We start from the raw sequence: 20,698 nt of genomic DNA, 5'->3' as shown, positions 1-20,698 counted from the left end.
TCTCACCCAGCGGCTTTTCCTTGTGTGTGTCCGTTTGTTTCCAACGGCGACGCTCGGTGCAGCGCTCTCCCCACCGCACCGTGGCTCGGCTCTGTCTCAGATCCCGTTGACCGGAACCTTCAGATAGCTGACGCCGTTGTCTTCCTTGGGTGGCATTTGCCCTGCACGCATGTTCACCTGCAAGGACGGAATGATCAATTGCGGCATCGCCAGCGTCGAATCCCGCGCCCGGCGCATCGCCACAAACTCCTCGGCGGGCTTGCCAGCGCCAACATGGACGTTGAAGGCCTTTTGCTCGGCAACGGTGGTTTCCCAGGCGAATTCGTCGCGGCCCGGCGCCTTGTAATCGTGGCAGACAAAAATCCGCGTCTCATCGGGCAAGGTCAGGATTTTCTGGATCGACTTGTAAAGATCCTCGCCGAACCGCCCGGGAAATCGCAGCGCGCCGTGCCAAAATCCGGCATGAACAGCGTGTCACCGACAAATGCGGCATCGCCAACCACAAAGGTCAAACAGGCGGGTGTGTGGCCCGGCGTGTGCATCACGTCGGCGCGCAACTGGCCGATGTTGATTTGGTCGCCATCTTTGAACAACTGATCGAACTGCGAGCCATCCCGTTGAAATTCGGTGCCTTCATTGAAGACTTTGCCGAACGTGTCCTGCACGGTCTTGATGTTTTCACCGATGCCGATCTTGCCGCCCAACTTGGCTTGCAGATAGGGTGCCGCCGACAGGTGATCGGCGTGAACGTGGCTTTCCAAGAGCCATTCCACGTCGAACCCCTTGTCCTGAACAAAGGCGATCACGGCATCCGCCGAGCGCGTATCGGTGCGCCCCGATGCATAGTCGAAATCCAGCACCGAATCGATAACAGCGCATTTCTGGCTCGACGGGTCACGGACCACATAGGTAATCGTAAAGGTCGCTTCGTCAAAGAAACCAAAGACTTCGGGCTTCATGTCGCTACTCCGTTATATAGTGTCGAGGGAGAATATAACGCCACACCCTCATATTGCAAGTTTTGAATGTGACTTATTGACATGGATCATGCAGATGTCATTGCCAAAGGCGTATTCTGGGCCGAACTTGAACGAGGAGACGCGCCATGACCGAATTTTCCGCCGCTGCTCTGGCCCACCGAAAAGCGCAGCTTGAAGCGCGCCTGACGGAATTGGGCGTCCGGCTTCATGGCATTGAGGACGAATTGATGTCGCATCAATCGCGCGATTGGGAGGAGATGGCAACCGAGCGCGAGCACGATGAGGTGCTGACCTCCATGGGGGACGGCGGCAAGGACGAAATCCGCATGATCCAGGCCGCGCTTGAGCGTCTTGACGCGGGCGAATACGGCTACTGCACAAGTTGCGGCGCACAGATCTCCGAGGAGCGGCTCGATGTACTGCCGGCAACACCGTTTTGCCGGACCTGCGCGCCCTGACGCCCGGAGACACCGGGAAATCGCCGGATAAGGTCCGAAAATCCACGCGAAAACATTGCAAACTGCGCAGCTGTTGCGTCTAATGCCGTTGAGCCTTGGATCAATGCCGGAGGAGATGTGACGCAACGCCCGCTACCCGCATCCGGGCCACGCGCCGCTGCCGGGCCGTTGGGTGGTGCTGATGCCGCATCCGAGTATGTTCAACGACGCACGCAGGACGGGGTCGCGATCCTGACCATGGCGGGGCCAGACGGTAATCGTCTGGGGCCATATCTTGTGCGCGCCCTGACAAAGGCAATTGCCACAGCACTGCGCGACGAGGGCGTGCGTGCTCTGGTCCTGACGGCCCGCGGCGCCGATTTTTGCGCCGGACCCTGGACCGACTTGCCGCCTCCCGGTCCTGACGCCGTTGATTTGCCACCGGTGATCGCCGATTTGGCCACGTTGTGCGCGACAATCGAGGCCGCGCATAAACCCTTGGTTTGCGCCATTCACGGGCGCGTGTTTTCCGGCGGGTTGGCCTTGGCCCTGGCCGCGCGACGGATCATCGCCGACACCCGCACGACCTTGCATTTTCCAGAGCCACGGCTGGGCCGCCTGCCGCCGGGAAATGGCGCGGTACGGCTCTGCTGGCGGTTGGGTGCCGCCAATGCGCTGAAAGTCCTGCAATCCCCCGGGCCCGTGACGGCGGCCGACGTGCCGGGCCTTGTCGACGACACCGTGCCCGAAAACCTGGTTCCGACGGCGCTGGCACTGGCGGATTCTCTGGCCATGACCAAGACACCGCGCCCGGAACCTGCGGGCCTGTCGGCCTCGATCGACTATCGCGTGGCGGTGCAAAAAGCCCGTGCCGCTTTGCCCACGCCCCTGCCCAGCCACCGGGCGCATGAGGCGGACTTGCTGGATACCGTCGAGGCGGCGCAATTGCTGCCCGCGGATCAGGCGCTGGCCTTTGATCTCGTGCGGGCGCAAGATGCTGCCCTCGCCCCGGTGGCGCGTGCTTTGGCGCATTTGGCGCGCGCCACGCGACGCGCACTGATCACGCCCGAGGCTGGGCTGATGCCGGACGGAGTGCCGCGGACCGGACCGATTCTGGCGGCGCTCTCGCCGGAAAACGCCGCCCGGTTGGTGCCGACGATACTGCGCCACGGTGTTGACCTGACGCTGACCGCCCCCGACCGGGAGCCCTTGGCACAGGCATTGGAAAGCGTCGCACAAGCGCAACTCGACAGGGTGACCGCTGGGCAATTGACCCAGGCCAACTCCGAGCGCGACTGGAACCGTCTCTCGGGGCGCCTCGACCCGGACCCCGGTGCGCGCCCGGCCATGGCGTTCGCGGATCTGGAACATGCCGCATGGCTGGAAACGATGGTTCCGGCGCTGACTCCGCTGATCCTGTGGTCCCCCGGCGCCCATGCCCTGCCCGGTTTGACCGCACCGACCCAGGCGGTTGCGCTGGTTCCAGCCCCCTCGCGCGCCCCGCGTTTGTGTGAAATTGTTGTGCAATCGAACACCGACACCACTGCGATCCGCCACGCCACAGCCTTTGCACTGCGCCAAAAGCTGACGCCGATCCGCGTGCAAGGTGCCCCGATCCTGCCCGTTCTGGCACAGGCCGCCGCCGCGGCCGCACAATGCTTGCGGGCCAAGGGCGTCACCAGCGCGGCTCTGCGCGCGACGGGGCTGTTGCACAATGGGGCGGAACTGGGCGAGGCCGCACAGGTTCTTGTCCCACTGCCGCAGAGCGCCGAGCGGTTGGTGTTGTTGGCGGTGGTGAATGCCGGTGCACGACTGCTGCGCGAGGGCGCGTGCCTCAGGCCGTCGGATATTGATCTGGCGATGGTTCTGGGCGCGGGTTGGCCCAATTGGCGCGGTGGCCCGATGGCCGAGGCCGATGGGATCGGGCCGATGGTTTTACGGCACGAGTGTCAGCAGGCCGAAACGGTGGATGCCGCGCTCTGGTCGCCCGATCCGCTGTTTGACCAGTTGATCCGCGACGGTCAGCGCTTTGAAGATCTGAACCGCCGTAAGGTCTAAGGTTTCGGGTGCTGCGCGACACAGGCCCAGCGCCCGCTTTCACGGTTCCAGTATTCGGCGGCCACATCAGCCCCGGTCAACGCGCGCCATTGCTGCCGCGCTTGCGCGACGACCCAGTCATTCGTGCCATCGAACACGATACACAGGCGTTCCACCGCGCGCGCCTCGTCCGGTGTCACCGGCGCACTGTCCAGGGTGATCAAGCAGCCTGGTTGGTTCGCCAACGCCGCCACCGGTGTGGCATCCGCAACCAGCAAAACCGGCTGGTCCGCATCATGTGGCCCGCCGACCATGCCGTGCGGCAAAAACCCGTCGTTGAGCCAAAGCTGGCGATCAAGCGCCTGCATCCGCTGTGTATCCGTACCGCGCAACGCAACCGTCATCCCCATTTCCAGCGCCCTGCCGATCAATTTCGGCAACAACGTCTCCAACGGATCGCGGGTCAGATGATAGAATTTTGCGACGGCCATTTTGGGTTACTGCTCGAATTTCTGGCGCACCAGCGTGTCCAGCGCCCGCACGCCCCAGCCGGTCGGACCCTTGGGGGCAAAGGCGGTTTCCGCGACCGGAAGCGCCACCCCGGCAATGTCGATATGCGCCCAAGGCACGTCAGGCTTGATGAACCGTTGCAGGAATTGCGCGGCGGTGATCGAGCCCGCCGGCCCGCCGGTGTTCTTCATGTCAGCCATGCGCGTCTTGATCAATTTGTCATAGGCCGGGGCCAGAGGCATCCGCCACGCGCCCTCTTCATCCTCGGTGCAGGCGTTCAGGATCGAACCGCACAAGGCGTCATCGTTGGAAAACACGCCCGCGTGGTCATGCCCCAAGGCAATGATAATCGCACCGGTCAGTGTTGCCAGATCAATCACCGCCTTGGGGTCAAACCGATCCTGCGCGTACCAGAGCAGATCCGCAAGGACCAGACGCCCCTCGGCATCGGTGTTGATCACCTCGATCGTATCGCCCTTCATCGAGCGCACCACATCGCCCGGACGCTGCGCACGACCATCGGGCATGTTCTCGACAAGGCCCACGATTCCGACGACATGGGCCTTGGCCTTGCGGGCCGCCAGCGCGCGCATGACCCCGGCGACAACCCCCGCGCCGCCCATGTCCATTGTCATTTCTTCCATGCCCGCCGCCGGTTTGATCGAGATGCCGCCGGTGTCGAACACCACGCCTTTTCCCACAAATGCCAATGGCGCGCCCTCGGCCCCGGCCCAGCGCATCACGACAACCTTGGACGGGCTTTCGGACCCCATGCCAACGGCCAGCAAGGCCCGCATTCCCAGCGTCTCCAAGGCTGGCTCATCCAAGACCTCAACCTCGAGGCCCATGTCGCGCATCGCCTCAAGCCGGTTGGCAAAATCGGTGGTGGTCAGAATGTTGGCCGGCTCGTTGACCAGATCCCGTGTGAAATGCACCGCCTCGGCACGGGTCAAGGCCACAGCGCAGGCGGCTTCGGCCGCTTTGGGATCGGCAACCGCCACGGTCACACCGCCCGGTGCCTTGTCGACCTCGGTCTTCATCGACCAGGCATAGGCGCGCAACGCCAGGCCTTCGACCAAGTCTGGCAAGCGGCGCACCCGTTGCGCGGCAATGCAGGTGTCTGCCTCTGTCAGGCCCTTGCCAATCGTGGCCCCCGCCTTGCGCGCTTGCGCTGCCGTGGCGCGGACGGGCAAGCGCACCATCATCACAGCCGACGCGTTCAATCCGTGTGGAAATGCCAGAGTCAGCGCCTCACCGGGCTTGAGCGCGGCCCAAGCCGTGCCCGTGATCGCCCGGCTCAACGCACCGCGCGTCCTGGTGTCGATCCGCTTCGCATCTAAATCGAGCCTCTCATCGGCGAAAACCACCAGAAGTCCGGCGTTTTGCGCCATTTCGGGGATGTCAAACGGGGCAAACTTTACCGAGACGAGGGTCATGCGTGATTTCTCCTGAGGGTCGGCGTGAAACCTAGCCCGCGCGGCGCGACTTGGCCAGAGCATCAAAGGCCTTGTCCACCCGGTCCGCAGAATGACCGTTTGCCCGCACGCCGAAACCGTTTATCATGCGGCCGGGACAGCTTTGACGAAAGGGACGACGTGGCGCGGCTTGACCGGTATATCTTGGCACAGCTGCTGCGCGTGTTTGGGTTTTTTTCCTTGGTTCTTGTGTCCGTGTATTGGGTCAACAAGGCCGTCAAGCTGTTTGATCAGTTGATCAGCGACGGGCAATCCATGGTCGTGTTTCTCGAATTCACGGCCCTCAGCCTGCCAATGCTGATTCGCACGGTGCTGCCGATCTCGGCCTTCGTCGCCGCCACATTCGTGACACTCAACCTGTTGAAAAACAGCGAGATATCCGTGCTACAGGCGGCAGGTATATCGCCATTTCGTCTGGCGCGTCCATTTGTGATCTTTGGTCTGATTGTCACTGCATTTCTGGTGATCTTGATGAATTTTCTGGTGCCAGAGGCGCGCAGCCAGTTGATGCGCCGCCAAGCAGAGGTCGCGCAGAACGTCACCTCGGCCTTGCTGCAAGACGGTGTGTTCCAACACCCCGCCGAGGGTGTCACGTTCTTCATTTCCGAAATCACCCCGGAAGGGGTTATGCGCGGCATCTATCTGTCTGATTCCCGGTCACAACTGCAACGCATTGATTACACGGCACGCACCGCCTTGATCGTCCCCGACAGCACCGGCCCAAAACTGGTGATGATCGACGGCCAAGCGCAGATCCACAACCGGCGCACCGGGCGGTTGTCGGTCACCGGATTTGGCGATTTCACCTATGATTTGAGTGTCTTGATCGGCCCAGCGGGCCGGGCGCGAAGCCTTTATGAACTGCCGACCTCCGCATTGTTCAACCCGTCGGAGGCGCTCTTGGACGAAACCGGCGTCACGGCATCACAAGCACGGTTCGAACTGGTTTCAAGATTTGTCGATGGATTCGCGGCGGTTGCGGCGCGCTGATTGGATACGCAACCTTGATCGCCGGTGGATTCAGCCGCCTCGGGTTCTGGCGCGAGGTGTTGCTGTCGGTGGTCCTGATGGCGATCATCCAGTCGCTGACCAACACCTTTGCCGACATCGCCATGCGCTCCATCGCGTTGTCATGGCTGGGGATTGCGCCTTTCCTTCTGGCCGTTGTGATCTCATTCGGCTTGATGCTCTGGGCCAGCCGCACGCGGCGTCTGCGCAAGGAGGTCCGCGCATGACGCTTGGGTTATATCTTGTGCGACGACTGGCCAGCAGTTTCGGCATGATTTCCGCCGTGTTCTTTGGCATGTTGTTGTTGTTCGAGGTGGTCGAGATGGTGCGGCGTTTCGGCGGCGGCGAGACACCGATGCGCGAAATCATCTGGCTGGCGATGCTCAGGATCCCGGCGACTTTCTATCAAATCCTTCCGCTGCTGACGATCCTGTCGTCGATGTCCTTGTTTCTTGGCCTGGCGCGCAGCTCTGAACTGGTGGTGATCCGTTCGGCGGGGCGTTCCGCAATGCGGATGCTGCGTGAACCCTTTCTGGCCACGCTGATCTTCGGCGCGTTGCTGGTGGCGGGCTTCAACCCGATAGTTGCGGCGGCCTCGCGCGCTTATCAAGACCGACTGCAAACGCTGCAAACCCCTGACCTGCAATCGCAAATCTCGTTGGAGGGGTCAGCGGTCTGGATGCGTCAGGGCGACACGCATGGCCAAACGGTGATCCGTGCCCAGAGCGTGGCGCCGGATGGACTGGAGTTTTCCGACGTGTCCTTCATGCAGTTCGAGCGCGAAACCGGCGCGCCGCTGATCCGCATCGAGGCGGCCCATGCCCATCTGGATTCCGGATTTTGGCGGCTGACAACGGCGAAACGCTGGAATCTGCTGGCCGACAACCCTGAACGCGATGCCGCAACGTTCGAGACCCTGGACATGCCCAGTGACCTGACCGGAGAGCGTATCCGCGAGAGTTTTGCGCGCGTCGGCATGGTGTCGGTCTGGGATCTGCCCGATTTCATCGCGGCGCTGGACCGCGCGGGCCTGTCATCACGCACACACCGCAGCCAATTCCTGTCAGAGCTGGCACTTCCGGTCTTGATGGCGGCCATGATGCTGGTGGGCGCTGTGTTGTGTTTCAAACACGTTCGTGCGGGGAATTCCGGCACCCGCATCCTGATGACGGTTCTTGCTGGATTTGCCCTGTTCTTTCTGCGAAATTTCGCACAGGTCTTGGGCGAAAACGGGCAAATACCGTTGTCCTTGGCGATTTGGACACCACCCATCGCTTCCATGCTTCTGGCGCTTGGGGTATTGCTGCATATGGAGGACGGTTAGTGGTCGGATTCAGGCGCCATTTGCAGACAGGAAACGGGACCGCAACTGCGGCCTTGAATCTGTGTGCCCGCGCGCGCCGTAGCGTCCTGGCCTTGGCCCTGTCGTTTGGCGTCGTATTCTCGCCTTCCCCGTCTTTGGCCCAATCCACCGCCACGCTGATGGCCGATCAGGTCCTCGTCGATGCCGCCGGACGCCTGATTGCCTCGGGCTCGGTCGAGGTTTGGCATGGCTCTGTGCGGCTGACCGCGACGCGTGTCGTCTTTGATCAACGCCGCGACTTCCTGATCGTCGATGGTCCCATCTCGATCACAGAGGGCCCTGACACCATCTTTCTGGCTGATTCCGCGCAGATTTCGCCCGATCTGCGGGCCGGTTTGATCACCAGCGCCCGCGTGGTCTTGCAGCAGCAACTGCAAATGAGCGCCGCGACAATTGTGCGCGACCCCAATGGCATCAGCCAGATGACCTCGGTCGTGGCCTCAAGCTGCCCGGTCTGTGCGGCGGACCCGACACCGCTGTGGGAAATCCGCGCCGGACGGGTGACGCATAACGAAAACACCGATCAACTGCATTTCGAGCAGGCGCAGTTCCGGTTTGCCGGCGTGCCCATTTTCTACTTGCCGCGCATGCGGATGCCCGGGCCCGGGCTTGACCGGTCGCGCGGCGTCTTGCGCCCCGTCGTCGATGTGGGTTCGGATCTCGGTCTGTCGGTCGGAATTCCGTATTTCATTCCGCTGGGCGAGGCGCATGATCTGACCGTCACGCCCATGGTCTCCACCGAGCGCATGGTCTCGCTGGGCTTTCGCTGGCGTACAGCACGGCAGAACGGCGGCATCGAATTGGGCGGGCAGATCTCGAGTGATCAGATCAGGCCCGGTGATATTCGCGGCTATGCCTATATGCGCGCGCTGTTTGCCCTGTCGAATGACTTCAGACTCAGCGCCAATCTGCTTGCGGCCTCGGACAGAACCTATCTGGAAACCTACGATATTTCCGACCGTTCGCGCCTTGATGCCGATGTCACGATCGAGCGTGTGCGCCGCGATCAAATGATCCGGGCGCGCGCCTTGGCGTTTTATTCGCTGCGGGCGGCAGATATCAATGCCCGACTGCCAAACGCGGCGCTTCAGGCTGAAGTGGATCAGCGCATCGGCTTGGATCACACCTTGATTGGTGGCAGTTTGCGCGTCCAGTTGGGCGCGCAGGCGATTCAACGCCGCTCGACCGTGGTGTTGGGCGGCGAAGGCCGCGACGTTGCGCGCGCGCACGCGCAGTTGACATGGCGCCGCAGCGCCATTCTGTCGGGCGGCATATTGGCAACCGGTGCGCTTGACGGGCGCATCGACCATGTGCGGGTCGGCGATGACACCGCCTATCCGACGCCGGTCACGCGGCAAGCCTTGCAGGGCCTTGTGGAATTCCGTTGGCCTTGGGCGTCAACGACATCATCCGGCGCGCGCCATGTCGTCGAGCCGATCCTTCAGGTCATCGGCAGCCGCCGAAGTGCTGGCCCGTTGCCGAACGATGACAACACGATGCCCGAGTTGGACGAGGGAAACCTGTTCACATTGGCCCGCTTTTCCGGCGAAGATGCGCGTGACGATGGATCTCGGATCAACGCGGGTCTGCGCTGGACCCGTTTTGATCCCTCGGGTTGGTCCAGCGAAGCAATGATCGGGCGCATTTGGCGCCGCGACCGTTACCTTGGCTTTGCGCCGACCCATGTGCAGCCCCTTGGCGGCGATGCCTCCGACTTGCTTCTGGCCGGGCGGATCAGCCATCAAAGCGGGGTCTCGGGCTCACTCCGAGTGCTGATCGACACCGATAGCGTCGTATCGCGGGCCGAGACCAACCTCGCCTGGACCCGGCGCGCGACAACGGTCTCGACTCGGTACTTGTATTCGCCCGCCAGTCTCTTCGAGGATCGCGCCACGGCGTTGAGCGAATGGAGCTTTGATCTGGCGCGCCGTCATTCAAACGGCTGGTCGTCCAGCGTGGGATGGGACTATGACGTGGCGCAGCGATTGTTCGCCACAGCGCGCGCAGGACTGGAATTCCGCAATGAATGCCTTTTATTTGATCTCTCCTTCGCGCGCCATTTCGTGACCTCCACAAACCCGACCGCATCGACGCGCTTCAGCATGAGTATCGACCTGCTCGGAATCGGCGGTCGGGCGCCGACCATCAACGGGCGCAGTTGCCGCGCCTAACATGCCCCTTTTCATCTTGCCCCCAAGCCGCTAGGCCGGGAGCATGTGTGATGACATCAACGGACTGCACCCTATGCGCCCCGCCCGCCCTATTGCTTGCCTTGCTCGTTTTCTGTCCACCATTGCGGTGGCCATGACGCTGTTGGCCGCAGGTCTGCCGACCTCGCGCGCCCTTGCGCAGTCGCCATTCGCCGCAGCCTTGTACGTCAATGATTCCGCGATCACGAATTACGAGATCACGCAGAAAATGAAATTTCTGGAGTTTATCGGCGTAACCAGCGCCGACCCGAGGCAACTGGCCATCGAGCGTCTGATTGAAGACCGCCTGCAACTCCAGGAAGGGACTCGTTTGGGCGGTCGCGTGACACCAGACCAGCTCGACAGCGGATTGCAAGAATTTGCGGCGCGCGCCGAACTGACCGCCGAGGAAATGTTTGAGCGCATGGATCAAGCCGGGATCGACAGAGAGACGTTTGTCTCGTTCATTCGATCCGGCATCATGTGGCGCGAGCTGATCCGGGCACTATACAGTCCTCAGGTGAATATTACCGAGTCGATGATTGATCAGGCCCTGTCCGTCGAAGGTGTGCAGCCTGTGACCGAAGTTCTCATGTCCGAGATATTCTTGCCCACAGACCCGCAGTATGCCGAAGCGGTTCAGCGTATTGTTCCACAGATTCAGCGCATACGCTCGGAAACCGAGTTCGCGAATGCCGCACGGCAGGTTTCAGCCGCACCGACCGCCACCGCCGGTGGTCGCATTGATCGGTGGGTCAACGTCGCGGCGATGCCCGCGCCGGTTGCCCGCGCAATGGAAAACGCCGGTATCGGCGCCGTGGTTGGCCCGATCGAAGTGCCCGGCGCCTTGGCTTTCTTTCAATTGCGGGCACGGCGCAATTCACGTTCAGTTCCGGACTCGGCAATCGAGTTGGCCTATCACCGGACCGGGTTGCCCGGCGGCCGCAGTGGTGAAAACACAGCGCTGGTTGAGCAGTTTCAGGCACAAATCGACTCGTGTGTTGATTATCCGGCGACCTTGCTGCGCGCGGTCCCGCAACTCACGGATGCCGATGTTGCCGAGATCACGCGCCCACAGGCCGATGTTGATGCGAACACGCGCGCCGAGTTGGAGCGTTTGAATCCGGGCCAGATCTCGGCGAATCTGGTGGAGAACAATCAACTTGTGGTCCTGATGTTGTGTCGCCGCTCCGTCTCGAATGAGAGCGTGCCGTCGCGCGAGACTGTGCGCATGGCGCTGTTGAATCGCGCGTTGGAAGGCCACTCCATGCTGTATCTTCAGCGCTTGCGTGCTGATGCCGAAATCCGTTACCCCTGAAATGTCGGGGCCGCGTGCACCGTTGGTTGTGACCTGCGGCGACCCCGCAGGGATCGGGCCGGAACTTGCGGCGACCATTGCGCGATCTGACACACCCGCACCATTCGTCTGGATTGGCGACCCGCGGCATTTGCCGCCGGGTACGGCATGGCAAGCGGTCAGCACCCCGGCACAAGGGGCGTCGGTTCCCAGCGGAACTCTGGCGGTCCTCGAACAACGGTTTGCGGCGCGCGCAATCCCTGGAAAGCCAACCCCAGAGAATGCCGCCGGCACCATCGCCGCGATCGAAACTGCCGTGCGTCTCGTGCAATCGGGCGAAGCCGGTGCGATCGTCACGGCGCCGATCAACAAGAAAGCGCTCAAGGACGGCGCCGGCTTTGCCTTTCCCGGCCATACCGAATTTCTTGCGCATCTGGCGGGCGGGTGCGAGGTGGTGATGATGCTCGCCTGTGACGCGCTGCGCGTCGTGCCTGTGACGATCCACATTCCCTTGTCCGAAGTCCCCAAGGCCTTGACCCCTGACCTGCTGCGCATGACGATCGAGATCACCCATGCCGCCCTGATCCGCGATTTTGGCATTGCCGATCCGCGCATCGCCGTCGCCGGTCTGAACCCCCACGCGGGTGAGGGTGGTGCAATGGGAACCGAGGAAAACGACTTCATCCGTCCCATCGTGCGCGGCTATAATGATCGCCCAATGGCGATCTTCGGCCCCCTGCCCGCCGACACCATGTTCCACCCCGCAGCCCGCGCGCGCTATGACGTGGCGATCTGCATGTATCACGACCAGGCCCTGATCCCGATCAAGACGATTGATTTTGCGAATGGCGTCAATGTCACGCTGGGTCTGCCCTTCGTGCGCACCTCGCCCGATCACGGCACCGCCTATGATATCGCCGGACGCGGGATCGCCGACCCCTCGTCGATGCGGGCGGCAATGGCGATGGCGTGGGATATGGTGCAACGCCGGGGCTAAGGGGCGCGGGCCAGCCTTGCCTTGGCGGCGCTTTTGGTTAAGGGACAGGGCATGAGCCAAATTGATCACCTCCCCCCTCTGCGCGACGTCATAGAGCGCTTTGATCTGCGCGCCAAAAAAGCGTTGGGTCAGAATTTCCTGCTGGATCTCAACCTGACCGCGCGCATTGCCCGGGCGGCGGGCGATCTTGCGGGCTCGGATATCATCGAGGTTGGCCCTGGCCCCGGCGGCCTGACGCGCGGCCTGTTGGCCGAGGGTGCGCGAAAGGTTCTGGCGATCGAAAAAGACGGACGATGCTTGCCCGCGCTGGCCGAAATCGCCGAGGCCTATCCCGGTCGTTTGCAGGTGATCGAGGGCGACGCGCTGGAAATCGACCCCTTGGCGCACCTGACCCCGCCAATCAAAATCGTCGCAAATCTTCCATATAACGTGGGCACCGAGTTGTTGGTGCGCTGGCTGACGCCCAAAGAATGGCCGCCCTTCTGGTCGACGCTGACCTTGATGTTTCAAAAGGAGGTCGCCGAACGCATCGTCGCCAAGCCCGGCTCGAAGGCCTATGGCCGCCTGGCGCTGCTGGCACAGTGGCGCTGCGACGCGCGGATCGTGCTGACCTTGCCCCCCGGCGCCTTTACGCCACCGCCAAAGATCGACTCGGCGGTGGTTCACCTGACTGCCTTGCCCGAGCCCCGCTTTCCCGCCGATGCCAAAACCCTCGAACGGGTTGTTGCGGCGGCCTTCAACCAGCGCCGCAAGATGTTGCGGTCCAGCTTGCGCAGCCTCGACCCGAATGCGGAATCCCGTCTGGAACGGCTCGGCATTCGCCCGACGGCGCGCGCCGAGGAGATCGGGTTGGAGCAGTTTTGCGCCCTGGCACGGGACTTTGGCTGAGAGACGCCGGCACAACCAAACCGCGACTTTCCTGAGGCATTTGCCTCAAACTTGACATATTATTCGGTTTTCGCGCCGCAATTCAGTCACCACTTTGCTCTAGTTTGGCCTCCGAGTTCTTTCGACTCAGGTCTGCCAGATTAGCAAAAGGTGACGACATGCGCGCGCTCGACCGAACCAATGGTCATCCCCCGAACCCTGCTTTCGCGCGGCTGAAAACGCTTGCGCGCCGGGATGACGGGTCGATGGCGGTGTTCAGCGTGTTTGTCTTTTTCGCGATGCTGTTGGTCGGCGGATTGGCCATCGACATGATGCGCCACGAGAACGAGCGAATCCGCATGCAAAACACCGCCGATCGCGCAGTGCTCGCCGCGACCATGCTGCGTGCGAATGTCTCCGAAGCCACCCCCCAACAACTCGTCGAGGCCTATTTTGCGGCGGAAGGTTTGTCGCCTCAATTGGCCGGCCGTGTTGTCGTGGGCGGCGACAATGAAACCGGGCGCACCGTGACAGTGATCCCCGCAGCGTCCGTTCCATCGCTTTTCATGCGCCTGCTGGGGGTCAATGACTTTGCCATTGTTACCCCCGCTCAGGCCACCGAAGCGGTCAGCGGGGGGGTGCAAATTGAACTGGTGATGGTGCTCGACGTCTCTGGGTCCATGGGTGGTTCCAACAAGATCGGCACGATGCGAAATGCCGCCATCGACTTGACCAACACATTGCTTGCAGACAACGCGGATGGCAGCGTCGCCGTGACGATTGTGCCCTATGCCGCGTCTGTCTTGCCACCGGCCGGGTTCCTGAACCACTTCACCAATTTGACGGGAACGTCCGGCGCTTGTGCGGATTGGTCGGTCTGGAACGTCATCTCCAACAGTCTGAGCCAGCCGATTTCGCGCAACTCCTGCAGCACCAGCTCGTGGCGCACCGTGCGCCCCTATCTGCATGACCCGGTGGTGACCGCGGGCTATATCAATGCGTTGGTTGCCTCGGGGACCACGTCAATCGACCTCGGGTTACGCAATGGCGCGTTGTTCTTTGACGAAACGCTGCAACCGATTATCTCGCAAATGATCGTGAATGGTGCCATAGATCCGGTCTTTCAGGGTCGGCCTTATGCGTGGAATACGCCTGGCTTGGTCCGTGCCTTGATCTTGCTCACCGATGGCGAAAACTGCTGCGGTGAACGTATGCCAACCCTCGTGCAAGACGTGAACACCCTTGCAACCTGCACCGCTCTGAAAGCGCAAGGGATTTTGATCTACTCGATAGCGTTTCAGGCCCCGACATCCGGGGCCGCGCTGATGCGCGCCTGCGCCTCGTCATCGAATCATTATTTCAATGCCGATACCAGCCAACTGGCGGCGGCGTTTCAAGGCATCGGGGCAAATATCCAGACCCAAGCCCTGAGGTTGACGTACTGATGGGTTTCCTGCGTCGCCTTGCCCGTTTCTTGCACCGTGACCAAGGCACGGCAACGGTCGAGTTCGTTATCGCCGTGCCACTCGTGCTGGCGTTCCTGTTCTCATCCATAGATTTTGGCGTGGTCATGTTGCGGCAGGTGTTTCTGGATCGCTCCGTGGACATGGCGGTCCGGCAAGTGCGGCTGGGCAATGTTCCATCCGGCGGATTCGACGCGTTCAAACAGATGATCTGCGACGATACCTTCTTGATCCCAAATTGCATGTCCAGCATTTCCGTGGAAATGCGCCCGATCGATACCGCCACCTGGGCCGGGCTGGACACACCGGCGCAATGTATCAACCGCGAACAGAACATTGCCCCGTCCTTGCAGTTCAACCCCGGCAATGGCGGCCAGGAATTGATGTTGATCCGCGTGTGTATCGTCGCCGACCCGTTCCTTGAGATGACGGGCATGGTGCTCGGCATGCGGCTCGATGCGTCTGGCGGTTACCACATCGTCTCACACGCGGCCTTCGCGAACGAACCCATTTGACTCCGACACAGCACTTTTGCTGCCTTTGTTCCAACCATGAGGTCCACCATGACCCACCGCACGGCTCAAAACAAACGTTCGGCGCGCCGCATTGCCGCCGTCGGGCGCTTCTCGCAAAATTCCAAAGGTGCCGTTTCGGTCGAGTTGGTGATCATTCTGCCAATGCTGATCTGGGCCTTGGCGGCAACGGCCGTGTTCTTTGACGGGTTTCGCACGCGGTATCATGCACAGATGGCAGCGCAGACCGTGGCCGATATCATGTCGCGCGAAACGAACCTGTTCACGGCGGCCTATGTCGAGGGCATGAATGACGTCTTTGATTTTCTTGTCAACCGGAGCATTCCCACTCGGATCCGGGTGTCATCCATCATCTGGGATAGCGTCAATGAACGCAACATGTTGCAGTGGTCCTATGGGACGCGTGACCTGAGCGGTCTGCCGACCGATACATTCGAGTTGATGCAAAATAACGATCTCGAGACATTGTTGGCGCGGTTCGGTGAGGATGAATTGTTCAGCTTTGCCGGGGCGGCGGCGCAAATGCCGGTTTCCGACCTTCCCGGACGCGTTCCACCCGTCTTGCCAGGAGAGGCGCTGTTGCTGGTCGAATCCTTTGCGCTGTGGACCCCCTTCTCCAATGTGGGTCTTGGTCAAATCCGGCTCGCACCCGTGGTGGTCGCACGCCCGCGCTTTGCGCCCTGGATCAATTTTGACGGCGTTGAGACGATCTATCCCGAACCCGATTACGAAATCGCATGGACTGGCGGCGGCAATGAAACACTCCCGGATCCCAATGACCCGCCGCCGGATGATGTCGATGACACCGGAAGCATCCGAAGTTACAATTTTGATACAGGCGTCACGACCGGGTGGTCGCAGTCGACCGTCACTGCCGGATCAGCGGTTGGCGGCAGCTTTTTGGGGCCCTTCGGCGGCGAGACTTACGCGACGCCCTTGTCACTGGCCATTGATCTTGGCACCGCGCAAGCGACCGCCGTGATTGAATTCGACCTGCTGATCATTGACGGATGGGACGGCTATGATCCGCAGTACACCACAGCGCTTGGTGATACGCTGCAAATCATGATCGACGGGCAACCGATTTCACTGGATGCCTACAGTGTCCACTATAGCGGGCTATACCGGCGCGAACGATCCGCCTCCGGGTATATTAACGGTGCACAGTTTCAACTGACCCTGCGGCCAACGCACTCTGGAACGAATTTCGCCGGGGGTGGCTTTGCCGATCAGGTTTGGCATGCCGTGCTGACGATTACAGAACCACCTGCGCAATTTGCGCTGGGCTTCAGCGCAAGCCTTGATGAGATCGCCGCGAACGAATCTTTTGGCATCGACAATCTGACGATCTCCGCATCCGGAAGCGCCACGGGGCGGCCGTTTTTCACGCCACCATCGGCAAATTTCACCAGCAACGACCCGCACACACGTTTCCCACGCTACTCTGGTTGTCCTGACTACCGCATCAGGGCGCCTTGGTTGTCGGTTGGCATCGAAGACGTGAGGACCGCGATCTATATTCCGCGTCAAGCGGGCGGCCCCACTTCTCTGCGTAGCTGCTCTGGTTTGCCCGGAACCGGTTATATCTCGGCGTCCCCCAGTGTGGTGCTCTACTACGACAATCAGGGGCGCAGCGGCGCCGGGTTTCAACTTGCCGTCGGGATCAATGACCGGAATCAAGGGCGGGCCTGCGATTCCACCATTTTGATCCGCGATCCCAATGGCCAGTATTGGTTCAATGACGATTTCGGCAACGGCTATGGATACAACGCCGGGCTGGAAGGGGGAAATGCCATCTCTGGGCAATATTCCATCTGGATGGGCAGCTATGGCAGCACGCCGTGTAACTCGAACCTGATGGTCGTCGCGTACTGAGTGTCTTCTGCATTTGAAAACATCGAGCCGTGCGAATAGCACGGGTCGTCCGCTATATCGTCCTTTGTCCCTTGATCAGCGCGTGGCGCCCGCCGCGTTGAGGACCATATCGACATAGATATCCTCGACATGTCCCCGACTTAAGCGCCCGCCTTCGCGGAACCATGTATTCACCCCGGTCAACATGGCGATCAGCGCCATGGATGCCAATTTGGTGTCCGGCACCTTGAGGCTGCCTTCGGACTGACCCGCTTGAAGAATCGCCTCCAGTTGCCCCTCGTAACGTTTGCGCAAGCCTTCGATCACCGCGAAATTCTCGGACGTGAGGTTGCGCAACTCCATATAGGCGATGAACACAGCATCGGCGCGGGCCGCATGGAAACGGATGTGAAACCGCGCAAAATGTTCGAGCCGCGCGCAGGCGTCTCCGGCAGGTGGTAGGCTGTCAGCCCAGGCCGCCAGCAGGTCATCCATATGCGCCTGCATCAGATCGAACAGCAGGCTTTGCTTGTCCGCGGTGTACAAATACAGGGCACCGGCCTGTACACCGACCTCCGCCGCGATCTGCCGCATCGAAACCGCGGCATACCCGTCGCGCGCAAACAGCCGCGAGGCCGCTTCGCGCAAACGCGGGCCAGTGATATCAGCGCGGGAACCGGGTTTGCGAGCCATAGGCCATTGTCACTGAACACACGTTCAATTCAACCCCGAAACCTGAGCCTTGATGGGTCCTTCAGGGTCCCCCAACGAAATGAGCCTTCACAGACCAACCTTCGCGCAGTAGTGTGAGGCGTCTTAGTCTCCAGGCGCGTGCATCATGTCCCAATCCTTTTCTGCCAGTTTGGCGTTTGCCGCGTTGCTTGGCTTGGCGGCGTGCGGTGGACAGGTGGCCTCTGATGCTCCGGCGCTGATGTCGATGGAAGAGATCGCGGCAAGCGCAGATATCGCGGCCGACACGTCACGCGGCGTGGCCGCCGCCAACACCCTGGAATCGCGCGGCGCAAGATTGCGGGCACGCGCCGCACAAATCCGGCGTGCCGGGATTGCCAGCGGCGAGCGTCAAGAACTCCTGTATCGTGCGGAACAGTTGAAATCCCGCTAATTCGGGCGCATCCGCACATTGCACCCGGCCCCCTGACCCGCTAATCGTCGCAGGACGCTGCCCGTTTCCCATGGGCGGCCCCTGCAGCGGAGACTGTTCATGACCACCCCACTTCGTCTTGGCATTGCCGGTCTTGGCACCGTCGGAATTGGCGTGGTCAAGATCGTGCAGCGGCACGCCGACCTTCTGGCCCTGCGCGCCGGACGCCCGGTCACTATCGCCGCGGTGTCCGCGCATTCGCGTACCAAAAACCGCAGTGCCGACGTCTCTGCCTATGCGTGGGAAGACGATGCCGTCGCCTTGGCCGCGCGTGATGATGTGGATGTCGTGGTGGAACTGGTCGGCGGCGACAACGGCCCCGCCAAAGCCTTGGTCGAGGCCGCGCTGCGCAATGGGAAAGACGTGGTCACCGCCAACAAAGCGTTGCTGGCGCATCACGGTCATGCCCTGGCGACGCTCGCGGAACGCAACGGTCGCGCGCTACGGTTCGAGGCCGCCGTGGCCGGAGGTATCCCCGTCATCAAGGCGATGATCGAAGGGATGGCCGGCAATCAAATTCGCCGTGTGATGGGTGTCATGAACGGCACCTGCAATTACATTCTGACCCGCATGGAAAGCGCTGGCCTGCCCTATGAGACGGTCTTTGACGAGGCCAAACAGCTTGGTTACCTCGAGGCTGATCCCAATCTGGATGTGGGCGGCATCGACGCGGGCCATAAACTCAGCATCCTGTCGGCAATCGCCTTTGGCACCAAGGTTGATTTTGACGCCGTGGTTCTGCAAGGAATCGGCGCGATCTCGATTGACGATATCAGGCTGGCCCGCGACATGGGCTATTCGATCAAGTTGCTGGGTGTCACGCAAATGACCGGCCGCGGATTGGAGCAACGCATGACCCCTTGCCTTGTACCGGGAACGCATCCGTTGGGTCAGTTGGACGGCGGCACCAATATGGTGGTGATCGAGGGCGATTCGGTCGGCCAGATCGTCTTGCGCGGTGCCGGGGCCGGCGAAGGCCCGACCGCCAGCGCCGTGATGGCCGATGTGATGGACATCGCGCGGGGCCTGAGTTTTCCGACCTTTGGCCAACCGGTCGGTTCGCTCACCGAGGCCCCCGCCGCCGCCGTCAGCACCGGCGCGTCTTGGTATTTGCGTATGGTTTTGTTGGATAAACCGGGTGCATTAGCCAAGATCGCGACAATTCTGGGCAATGTCGGCGTATCGATTGACCGGATGCGGCAGTATTCGCATGACAATGCCCATGCGCCGGTCCTGATCGTGACGCACAAAGCATCGTCGGATGACATTGCGCTGGCCATGGAACATTTCAATCAGAGCGGCGTTGTCGTTGGTGCCCCCATGGCCCTGCGGATCGAAGACGTCTGAGCCACAGCTGGCCCCTACAATCGACCTGGACACCGTATCTTGCGGCATTTCGCAGGTTGCGCCCGTGTTCGTGCTTGGCGCTGACCGGGCTTTTCGGTAGAACATGGATCGAGCAAAACTCCATAAAAGGACAGGCCAATGACCGAATCTCCGATGTTCCACGACCGTATGCTGTCGTTGGGCCTGGCCCGCGTTTCCGAAGCGGCGGCCTTGGCCTCGGCGGACTGGGTTGGTCGTGGCGACGAAAAAGCCGCCGACCAAGCTGCGGTAAACGCCATGCGCGACCAATTGAACATGCTCGAAATCGCGGGTGTGGTGGTGATCGGCGAAGGTGAACGCGATGAAGCGCCGATGTTGTTCATCGGCGAGGAGGTTGGCACCGGCCAAGGACCCGCCGTGGACATCGCCTTGGACCCGCTGGAAGGCACGACGCTGACCGCCAAGGACATGCCCAACGCGCTGACCGTGATCGCCATGGCGCCGCGCGGAACGCTTCTGCATGCCCCCGATGTTTACATGGACAAGCTGGCGATCGGACCGGGCTTCGCCCCCGACACCGTCACCCTGGCGATGAGCCCCTCCGAGCGCGTACGAGCCCTGGCCAAGGCCAAGGGCTGCGAACAATCCGATATCACGGTCTGCATCCTCGAACGTCCGCGCCATGAGGACCTGATCGCCGAAATCCGCGCCACGGGCGCCGCGATCCGTCTGATCACCGATGGCGATGTGGCCGGGGTGATCCACTGTGCCGAGCCTGAAATCACCGGCATTGACATGTATATGGGGTCCGGCGGCGCGCCTGAGGGCGTGTTGGCCGCAGCCGCGCTGAAATGCATGGGCGGTCAAATCTATGGCCGCCTGTTGTTCCGCAATGATGACGAGCGCGGGCGTGCCGCCAAGGCGGGCATCACTGACCTCGACCGCATCTATACCCGCGACGAGTTGGTGACGGCTGATGTGATCTTTTCGGCAACCGGCGTCACGGTCGGATCAATTCTGGACGGTATCAAGCGCGAGCCCGGCTGGTTCACCACCGAGACGTTGCTGATGCGCTCGAAAACCGGCTCTGTGCGTCGCATGACCTATCGCACGCCGGCCAATAACAGCCCGTGATTTCATGCGTCCCGCGCCGGGCTTTTGCGTTGCGCGGGACGCAGGCTTTCCCGAATGCAGCGACCA

18 protein-coding genes and 1 pseudogene are annotated in these 20,698 nt (G+C 61.6%); 15 read left to right on the top strand and 4 right to left on the bottom strand.

What is annotated here, in order from left to right:
• Positions 1-96 precede the first annotated feature (96 nt).
• Positions 97-959 (bottom strand): annotated as a pseudogene (locus VDQ28_RS14285) (MBL fold metallo-hydrolase).
• A 146-nt stretch (positions 960-1,105) separates the two neighbouring features.
• Here VDQ28_RS14285 and VDQ28_RS14280 point away from each other — a divergent pair.
• Both VDQ28_RS14280 and VDQ28_RS14275 read left to right on the top strand, forming a co-directional pair.
• Positions 1,106-1,438, top strand: coding sequence for a TraR/DksA family transcriptional regulator (locus VDQ28_RS14280; protein ID WP_323036570.1), 333 nt, complete (start codon positions 1,106-1,108; stop codon positions 1,436-1,438).
• Positions 1,439-1,555: 117 nt separating this feature from the next.
• Positions 1,556-3,475: an enoyl-CoA hydratase-related protein gene (locus tag VDQ28_RS14275; protein ID WP_323036569.1), complete on the top strand. Its 1,920-nt coding sequence runs from the start codon at positions 1,556-1,558 to the stop codon at positions 3,473-3,475.
• Here VDQ28_RS14275 and VDQ28_RS14270 read toward each other — a convergent pair.
• Both VDQ28_RS14270 and VDQ28_RS14265 read right to left on the bottom strand, forming a co-directional pair.
• Positions 3,472-3,945: a DNA polymerase III subunit chi gene (locus tag VDQ28_RS14270; RefSeq protein WP_323036568.1), complete on the bottom strand. Its 474-nt coding sequence runs from the start codon at positions 3,943-3,945 to the stop codon at positions 3,472-3,474. The two genes, VDQ28_RS14275 and VDQ28_RS14270, sit on opposite strands and share 4 nt — an antisense overlap.
• A 6-nt stretch (positions 3,946-3,951) precedes the next feature.
• On the bottom strand, positions 3,952-5,400 hold the full coding sequence (locus VDQ28_RS14265) for a leucyl aminopeptidase (RefSeq protein ID WP_323036567.1): 1,449 nt from the start codon (positions 5,398-5,400) through the stop codon (positions 3,952-3,954).
• A 159-nt stretch (positions 5,401-5,559) separates the two neighbouring features.
• Here VDQ28_RS14265 and VDQ28_RS14260 point away from each other — a divergent pair, with 159 nt between their 5' ends.
• The 10 genes from VDQ28_RS14260 (at position 5,560) to VDQ28_RS14215 (ending at position 17,031) form a co-directional block, all read left to right on the top strand.
• Positions 5,560-6,429, top strand: a complete 870-nt coding sequence (locus VDQ28_RS14260; RefSeq protein WP_323036566.1) for an LptF/LptG family permease — start codon at positions 5,560-5,562, stop codon at positions 6,427-6,429.
• A gap of 14 nt (positions 6,430-6,443) precedes the next feature.
• Positions 6,444-6,674: a hypothetical protein gene (locus VDQ28_RS14255; protein ID WP_323036565.1), complete on the top strand. Its 231-nt coding sequence runs from the start codon at positions 6,444-6,446 to the stop codon at positions 6,672-6,674.
• Entirely contained in the window at positions 6,671-7,771 is a 1,101-nt protein-coding gene (gene lptG / locus VDQ28_RS14250) for an LPS export ABC transporter permease LptG (RefSeq protein WP_323036564.1), read from the top strand. The genes VDQ28_RS14255 and lptG overlap by 4 nt, the downstream gene beginning before the upstream one ends.
• 53 nt (positions 7,772-7,824) lie before the next feature.
• Complete coding sequence (locus VDQ28_RS14245) at positions 7,825-9,981, top strand: LPS-assembly protein LptD (RefSeq protein ID WP_323036563.1); 2,157 nt, start codon at positions 7,825-7,827, stop codon at positions 9,979-9,981.
• Positions 9,982-10,114: 133 nt separating this feature from the next.
• Positions 10,115-11,317 carry a peptidylprolyl isomerase gene (locus VDQ28_RS14240; RefSeq protein WP_323036562.1) on the top strand — a complete coding sequence of 401 codons (1,203 nt, stop codon included), beginning with the start codon at positions 10,115-10,117 and terminating at the stop codon, positions 11,315-11,317.
• Positions 11,295-12,293 carry a 4-hydroxythreonine-4-phosphate dehydrogenase PdxA gene (pdxA, locus tag VDQ28_RS14235; protein ID WP_416349385.1) on the top strand — a complete coding sequence of 333 codons (999 nt, stop codon included), beginning with the start codon at positions 11,295-11,297 and terminating at the stop codon, positions 12,291-12,293. The genes VDQ28_RS14240 and pdxA overlap by 23 nt, the downstream gene beginning before the upstream one ends.
• A gap of 51 nt (positions 12,294-12,344) precedes the next feature.
• A complete protein-coding gene (gene rsmA, locus VDQ28_RS14230; RefSeq protein ID WP_323036561.1) occupies positions 12,345-13,181 on the top strand; it encodes a 16S rRNA (adenine(1518)-N(6)/adenine(1519)-N(6))-dimethyltransferase RsmA in 837 nt (278 codons plus the stop codon).
• A 158-nt stretch (positions 13,182-13,339) separates the two neighbouring features.
• Entirely contained in the window at positions 13,340-14,605 is a 1,266-nt protein-coding gene (locus tag VDQ28_RS14225) for a pilus assembly protein TadG-related protein (RefSeq protein WP_323036560.1), read from the top strand.
• A complete protein-coding gene (locus tag VDQ28_RS14220) occupies positions 14,605-15,138 on the top strand; it encodes a TadE/TadG family type IV pilus assembly protein (RefSeq protein WP_323036559.1) in 534 nt (177 codons plus the stop codon). Before VDQ28_RS14225 ends, VDQ28_RS14220 begins: the two co-directional genes overlap by 1 nt.
• A 48-nt stretch (positions 15,139-15,186) precedes the next feature.
• Positions 15,187-17,031, top strand: coding sequence for a hypothetical protein (locus VDQ28_RS14215; RefSeq protein WP_323036558.1), 1,845 nt, complete (start codon positions 15,187-15,189; stop codon positions 17,029-17,031).
• 75 nt (positions 17,032-17,106) lie between these two features.
• Here VDQ28_RS14215 and VDQ28_RS14210 read toward each other — a convergent pair whose 3' ends face one another.
• Complete coding sequence (locus VDQ28_RS14210; protein WP_323036557.1) at positions 17,107-17,703, bottom strand: TetR/AcrR family transcriptional regulator; 597 nt, start codon at positions 17,701-17,703, stop codon at positions 17,107-17,109.
• Positions 17,704-17,848: 145 nt separating this feature from the next.
• Here VDQ28_RS14210 and VDQ28_RS14205 point away from each other — a divergent pair, with 145 nt between their 5' ends.
• The 3 genes from VDQ28_RS14205 (at position 17,849) to glpX (ending at position 20,632) form a co-directional block, all read left to right on the top strand.
• Positions 17,849-18,133 carry a hypothetical protein gene (locus VDQ28_RS14205; protein ID WP_323036556.1) on the top strand — a complete coding sequence of 95 codons (285 nt, stop codon included), beginning with the start codon at positions 17,849-17,851 and terminating at the stop codon, positions 18,131-18,133.
• Between the two features lie 99 nt (positions 18,134-18,232).
• On the top strand, positions 18,233-19,519 hold the full coding sequence (locus VDQ28_RS14200; RefSeq protein ID WP_323036555.1) for a homoserine dehydrogenase: 1,287 nt from the start codon (positions 18,233-18,235) through the stop codon (positions 19,517-19,519).
• Positions 19,520-19,657: 138 nt separating this feature from the next.
• Positions 19,658-20,632: a class II fructose-bisphosphatase gene (gene glpX, locus VDQ28_RS14195; RefSeq protein ID WP_323036554.1), complete on the top strand. Its 975-nt coding sequence runs from the start codon at positions 19,658-19,660 to the stop codon at positions 20,630-20,632.
• Positions 20,633-20,698 lie beyond the last annotated feature (66 nt).

The sequence above is a fragment of the Pararhodobacter sp. genome, from assembly GCF_034676545.1.
Taxonomy (GTDB): Bacteria; Pseudomonadota; Alphaproteobacteria; order Rhodobacterales; family Rhodobacteraceae; genus Pararhodobacter.
This window is presented reverse-complemented; position numbering and strand designations above follow the sequence as displayed.